The organism is Micromonospora sp. NPDC047074 (assembly GCF_040643815.1).
In the GTDB taxonomy this organism is placed as follows: Bacteria; Actinomycetota; Actinomycetes; order Mycobacteriales; family Micromonosporaceae; genus Micromonospora.
On the sequence record NZ_JBEYVB010000056.1, the window covers coordinates 23771 to 29839 of the forward strand.

Sequence of the window (6069 nt, forward strand, 5' to 3'; positions counted from 1 at the left end):
CCGGCGCCGAGGTGGGCCGGAGCGGGACGTCAGGCGGGTGCGTGCGTCCGCAGGAGCTCGGCCACCGTCGTGCCGGTGGTCACCGGGTCGAGCGGGTGCACCAGGGTGGCGTCGACCTCGGCGTAGGCCGCGAGCCATCGGTCGGCCGCGCGGGCGATCACCACGCAGGTCGGGGGAGCGTCGGCCCGGTCGTCCTTGATCTGCCGGGCGATGCCGATGCCGCCGCCCGGGCTCGCCTCGCCGTCGAGCACCATCAGGTCGATCTCGTAGTCGTCGACGAGCCGGACGCACTCGGCGTAGTCGGACGCCTCGACGAACTCGACGCGCAGGTCGGGCGCGGGACGCGGGCCCACGGCGAGCCGCATCCGGTCGCGGACCTGCGCGTCGTCGCTGTAGAGCAGGACGGTGCAAGGACGATCGCTCATGCCGACACTCCGCTTCGCTCCGCGCCGGTGTGAGGCACCACCGCACGGCGCTTGATGATTCGTTCGCTGGGCTCAGTCATTGGCTGGACCGGCTCCCACCTCGTAGCTGCCGCTGATCGTACCGGTCGGTGTGAGGTGTGCGACGTCCCCCCGGGGGCTGTCGGGGCGTACGGCCGGCACGGCTCAGGCGGCGGGCTGCGCGGCGCGCTGGCGGGCCTCCTGGCGGTCCAGGTCGCGGTCGATCCGGCGGGCCTCCCGCTCGGCGTGCCGCATCCACTGCACGACCAGTACGGCCAGCATGGTCACGCTGACGAACTCGCCGCCGGCCCAGAGGATGCCGCCGGCGACCACCTGGTCCTGCCACGGGTCCGACCAGGTCAGCCCGAGCGACGGGTACCAGTCGCCGCCGAAGAGCGTGCTGCTCTGCATGATGGTGAGCCCGAGCACGGTGTGGAACGGCACGGAGAGCAGCATCAGCAACGCCCGGGCCGGGTACGGCCAGCGACCCGGCAGGGGGTCGAGCCCGAGCAGCGGCCAGAAGAACACGCAGCCGGTCAGGATGAAGTGCGCGTGCACGACCTCGTGTGCCCACGCGTGTTCGAGCGTGTAGCGGTACAGGTCGGTGAAGTAGAGCGCGAACGGGTTCACCACGAAGATGGCGAACGCCACCAGCGGGAAGCTGTAGATCCGGGCGATCCGGCTGTGCACGACCGCCAGCAGCCGCTTGCGCGGTCGCGGCGGCAGGGTGCGCAGGGCCAGCGTCACCGGCGCGCCCAGCGCGAGGAAGATCGGCGAGACCATGGAGAGCACCATGTGCTGGACCATGTGCACCGACAGCAGCGCCGTGTCGTAGGCGTGCAGGCCGCTGACCGTGACCGCCGCGATGCCGCCGAGGCCGGGGCCGAGGAAGAAGACCGTCCGGGCGACCGGCCACCGGTCGCCCCGGACGCGCAGCCGGTGCACCCCGTAGAGGTAGATGCCGGCGGCCAGCACCAGGCCGACGGCCAGCCAACTGTCCAGCCGGGTCTCGGTGAACACCGCGGTGACGGAGAACGGCGGTGGGGTGGCCGCGGCCGCCGCCGGCGGAGTGGCCGCGGCTGCGGCGGAGATCGGATCGGCGAGCAGCACGCTTTTCAGCCTAGGTCAGGCGAACCGGACTGCCACGATCGGGCTGTCGGTGTCCCGGGTTTGGCCCCCCGCTGATCGCCGGCCCCGGTCAAGGGCAATAATGACCGCGTGACTGCGGCCCCAGCCATTGACAAGAGCCGGATCCACTCCCTGACCCGACCCAACATGGTCAGCGTCGGGACGATCGTGTGGCTCTCCAGCGAACTCATGTTCTTCGCGGCGCTGTTCGCGATGTACTTCTCCATCCGCGCGGCGGCACCGGAGCAGTGGGCGGAGCACACCGCCCACCTCAACATCCCCTACGCGACCACCTTCACGGTGATCCTGGTGCTGTCCTCGGTGACCTGCCAGCTCGGTGTGTTCGCCGCGGAGAAGGGTGACGTCCACGCGCTGCGGCGCTGGTTCACGATCACCTTCGTGATGGGCCTGATCTTCGTCCTCGGCCAGCTCAACGAGTACCGCGAGCTGGTGCACGAGGGCATCAAGATCAACGCAGACGGCTACGGCTCGATGTTCTACCTCACCACCGGCTTCCACGGCCTGCACGTGGCCGGCGGCCTGGTCGCCTTCGTCATCTTCATGATCCGCACCACGATGGGCCGGTTCACACCGGCGCAGGCCACGTCGGCGATCGTCGTGTCCTACTACTGGCACTTCGTCGACGTCGTGTGGATCGGGCTCTACGCCATGATCTACTGGCTTCAGTGATCTTGGCGCGTCACGAACCGCGCCGCTGCTCCGTCCCCTGAGACAAGGTCCAACCGGTTAAGGACACAGGTCATGACTTCTGACAACGACCGCCGACGCGGTCTGCTCGCGCGGCTGCGCGAGCGGCCCGCGGCGCGCAGCAGGGGCCGCCGCCGGCTGGGTGCCGCGGTCCGGCTGTTCGCCGCGCTGATGCTGGCCGGCGGCGCCTACACCGTCTTCGCCCCCGGCGTCCAGGCGCAGGACACCCCGCTCACCGGTGCCGCCGCGGAGGGCAAGGCGCTGTTCGACGTGAGCTGCGTGACCTGTCACGGTCGCAACGCCCAGGGCGTCGAGGGCCGTGGGCCGAGCCTGATCGGCGTCGGCGCGGCCTCGGTCGAGTTCCAGGTCAGCTCCGGCCGCATGCCGATGGCCCGGCAGGAGGCCCAGGCGCAGCGCAAGCCCGAGCTGTTCACCGACGAGGAGATCCGCCAGCTCGCGCAGTACGTCCAGGAGCTCGGCGGCGGCCCGCAGGTGCCCGACGGCGAGAACCTGCACGCCGACGGCAACGTCGCCGCGGGCGGCGAGCTGTTCCGGATCAACTGCGCGCAGTGCCACGCCTTCGGTGGTGGCGGCGGCGCCCTGTCCTCCGGCAAGTACGCGCCGAGCCTGCGTCCGGCGAGCGACCGGCAGATCTACGCCGCCATGCTGAGCGGCCCGCAGAACATGCCGGTCTTCGGCGACAACCAGATCACTCCGGAGCAGAAGGCGGACCTCATCGCCTACATCCAGGAGACCCTGAAGCACGACAAGGACCCGGGCGGCTTCAACCTCGGTCGGTACGGGCCGTCCACCGAGGGGCTGGCGATCTTCCTGGTTGGCATCGTCGCGCTCGTCTTCGCGAGCCTGTGGATTGCGGGCAAGTCGTGACCGGGCGGCTCATCCGATTCAGTGCTGTGGTGCCGCAGCCCGGCACCGCGCGTAGCGAGGTGACGGCATGACCACGCACACCGAGCACCAGGCCCAGCAGGGCCGGGAGCCGCTCGACGTGAACACCCCCGGGCTCAGCCAGTTCGACATCGTCCGCGAGGGCGCGCGCCGGGACGACATCGAGATCGTCCACTACGAGCCGCAGGTCGCGCCGGGCAGCAAGGCCGAGCGCCGGCTGACCCGTACGGTCGCGTCGTTCTTCCTGCTGACCGGGCTGGCGGCGACCGCCTTCCTGGTGATCTACATCTGGTGGCCGTGGGAGTACCACGCCGGCAGCGGCGGCGACAAGTGGTACACCCCGCTGCTCGGCGTCACCCTCGGCGTGGCCCTGCTCGGCATCGGCTTCGGCATCCTGACCTGGGGCAAGAAGCTGTTGCCGAAGGAGGTCTCCATCCAGGACCGGCACGAGGGTGCCGTCTCGGAGGACGACCGCATCATCACCGGCCAGACCATGCTCTACATGGCCGACGAGCTGGGCGTGAAGCGCCGGCCGCTGCTCGGCATCTCGCTGCTGGCCGGTCTCGCGCCGGTCGGCGCGGTCGCCGCGGCGCCCCTGGTCGGCGGCCTGATCTCCCAGCCGCACAAGAACAACCAGATGTTCACCACCGGATTCGCCCCGACCGAGAGCGGCGAGAAGATCCGGCTGGTCCGCGAGGACGGGCGGCCGATCCGGCCGGCGGACATCAGCACCGGCGGCCAGGTCACCGTCTTCCCGGGCATCGACCACGGCGTGAGCAACCTGCACGCGGACTCGCCGGCCCTGCTGATCCACCTGCGGGACAGCGACGCGGAGGAGTCGCGCCGGGCCAACCAGCGCGAGCAGCACGGCGACTACATGTGGGGCAACTTCGCCGCGTTCTCCAAGATCTGCACCCACGCCGGCTGCCCGGCGAGCCTGTACGAGCAGCAGACCAACCGCCTGCTCTGCCCGTGCCACCAGTCGCAGTTCCTGATCACCGACAACGCCCGGCCCATCTTCGGCCCGGCCAGCCGACGGCTGCCGCAGCTGCCGATCGAGGTGGACTCCGAGGGCTACTTCGTGGCCAAGTCCGACTACACCGAGACCGTCGGGCCCGACTTCTGGGAGCGGCCGTGAAGCGGCGCAAGTTTGAGATGGCAGCAGTGCCGGGCAACGCCGCCCGGGGAGTGGACGACCGCTTCCAGGTGGCCACCCCGCTGCGCCGGCTGCTGAACAAGGTCTTCCCGGACCACTGGTCCTTCCTGCTCGGCGAGATCGCGCTCTTCTCGTTCATCGTCCTGCTGCTGACCGGGGTCTTCCTGACCTTCTTCTTCGAGCCGGCGATGACCGAGGTGGTCTACAACGGCAGCTACGCCCCGCTGCGGGGCACGCCGATGTCGGCCGCGTACGCCTCCAGCCTGGACATCTCGTTCGACGTCCGCGGCGGCCTGATCATGCGGCAGATGCACCACTGGTCGGCGCTGCTGTTCATGGCGGCCATCGTGGTGCACATGCTCCGGGTCTTCTTCACCGGCGCGTTCCGCAAGCCGCGCGAGACCAACTGGATCATCGGCTCGCTGCTGTTCTGGGTCGGCTTCCTCGCCGGCTTCACCGGCTACTCGCTGCCGGACGACGGCCTCTCCGGCACCGGCCTGCGGATCGCCTCGGCGATCATGCTGTCCATCCCGGTGGTCGGCTCCTGGGTCACCTCGTCGATCTTCGGCGGGGAGTTCCCGGGCACGATCATCATCAGCCGGTTCTACATCGCCCACGTGCTGCTCATCCCTGGCCTGCTGCTCGCGCTGATCGGCGCCCACCTGGGCCTGGTCTTCAAGCAGAAGCACACCCAGTGGCCGGGCCCCGGCCGGACCAACGGCAACGTGGTCGGCGAGCGGATGTTCCCCCGCTACGCGATCAAGCAGGGCGGCTTCTTCATGGTCGTCTTCGGCGTGATCGCGCTGATGGGCGGCCTGTTCCAGATCAACCCGATCTGGCTGTTCGGCCCGTACGAGGCGTGGGTGGTCTCGGCCGCCAGCCAGCCCGACTGGTACGTCATGTTCCTGGACGGCTCGACCCGTCTGATGCCGGCCTGGGAGATCAACATACCGATCGGCGACGGGTACGTGATCCCGCCGCTGTTCTGGCCGACGGTGGTGCTGCCGGGAATCCTGGTGGGGTTGTCGGTGCTCTATCCGTTCATCGAGGCCCGGCGCCTCAAGGACACCCGCAGCCACAACCTGCTCCAGCGGCCCCGGGACGTGCCGGCCCGGACCGCGGTGGGCGCCATGGCCCTCGCGTTCTACGTCGTGCTGACCATCTCGGGCGCGAACGACGTCATCGCCGACAAGTTCCAGATCAGCCTGAACGCGATGACCTGGGCCGGCCGGATCGGTCTGCTCGTCCTGCCCCCGTTGGCGTACTACGTCACCTACCGGATCTGCCTGGGCCTCCAGCAGCACGACCGGGAGGTCCTCGCCCACGGTGTCGAGACGGGCATCATCCGGCGCCTGCCCGACGGCCGGTTCGAAGAGGTGCACCAGCCCCTCGCGCCGGTCGACGGGCACGACGGCCACGGCGCGCTGGACTACGCCGGCTGGGTCGTACCGAAGAAGATGAACCGGCTCGGTGCCCTCGGCCCGGCCATCCGGGGCTTCTTCTACCCGATCGAGAGGCCGGCCGAGGCTCCGGTCTCCCCGGGCCACCCGCCGGTCGAGCCCAAGCCGGAACGGGAGGAGATCGGCAGCGGCGAGAGCCGTCGCTGACCTCGCGACACCTCGACGTGGGGGCCGGCCGGGGGCCGACGCGGGGGCCCCCCGGCGTTTCGGGGGGCCGCGGGGGGGGGGGGGGGTTGTGTTCCCCCCCCGGGGGGGCCCGGAAAAACCC

General features: G+C 70.2%; 6 protein-coding genes. 4 read left to right on the forward strand and 2 right to left on the reverse strand.

Going from position 1 to position 6069, the window contains the following annotated elements:
* Positions 1-29 precede the first annotated feature (29 nt).
* Positions 30-425 carry a hypothetical protein gene (locus ABZ809_RS32750; RefSeq protein WP_357566523.1) on the reverse strand — a complete coding sequence of 132 codons (396 nt, stop codon included), beginning with the start codon at positions 423-425 and terminating at the stop codon, positions 30-32.
* A 183-nt stretch (positions 426-608) separates the two neighbouring features.
* Positions 609-1553 (reverse strand): cytochrome c oxidase assembly protein, encoded by a 945-nt coding sequence (locus ABZ809_RS32755; protein WP_357566524.1) that lies wholly within the window; start codon positions 1551-1553, stop codon positions 609-611.
* A gap of 108 nt (positions 1554-1661) precedes the next feature.
* Here ABZ809_RS32755 and ABZ809_RS32760 point away from each other — a divergent pair, with 108 nt between their 5' ends.
* From ABZ809_RS32760 to ABZ809_RS32775, 4 genes are all read left to right on the forward strand, one after another.
* Positions 1662-2261, forward strand: coding sequence for a heme-copper oxidase subunit III (locus ABZ809_RS32760; protein WP_357566525.1), 600 nt, complete (start codon positions 1662-1664; stop codon positions 2259-2261).
* A 72-nt stretch (positions 2262-2333) separates the two neighbouring features.
* Positions 2334-3167 (forward strand): cytochrome c, encoded by an 834-nt coding sequence (locus ABZ809_RS32765; RefSeq protein ID WP_357566526.1) that lies wholly within the window; start codon positions 2334-2336, stop codon positions 3165-3167.
* A gap of 67 nt (positions 3168-3234) precedes the next feature.
* Complete coding sequence (locus ABZ809_RS32770) at positions 3235-4323, forward strand: Rieske 2Fe-2S domain-containing protein (protein ID WP_357566527.1); 1089 nt, start codon at positions 3235-3237, stop codon at positions 4321-4323.
* Complete coding sequence (locus tag ABZ809_RS32775; protein WP_357566528.1) at positions 4320-5948, forward strand: cytochrome bc complex cytochrome b subunit; 1629 nt, start codon at positions 4320-4322, stop codon at positions 5946-5948. Before ABZ809_RS32770 ends, ABZ809_RS32775 begins: the two co-directional genes overlap by 4 nt.
* The last annotated feature ends 121 nt before the right edge of the window (positions 5949-6069 follow it).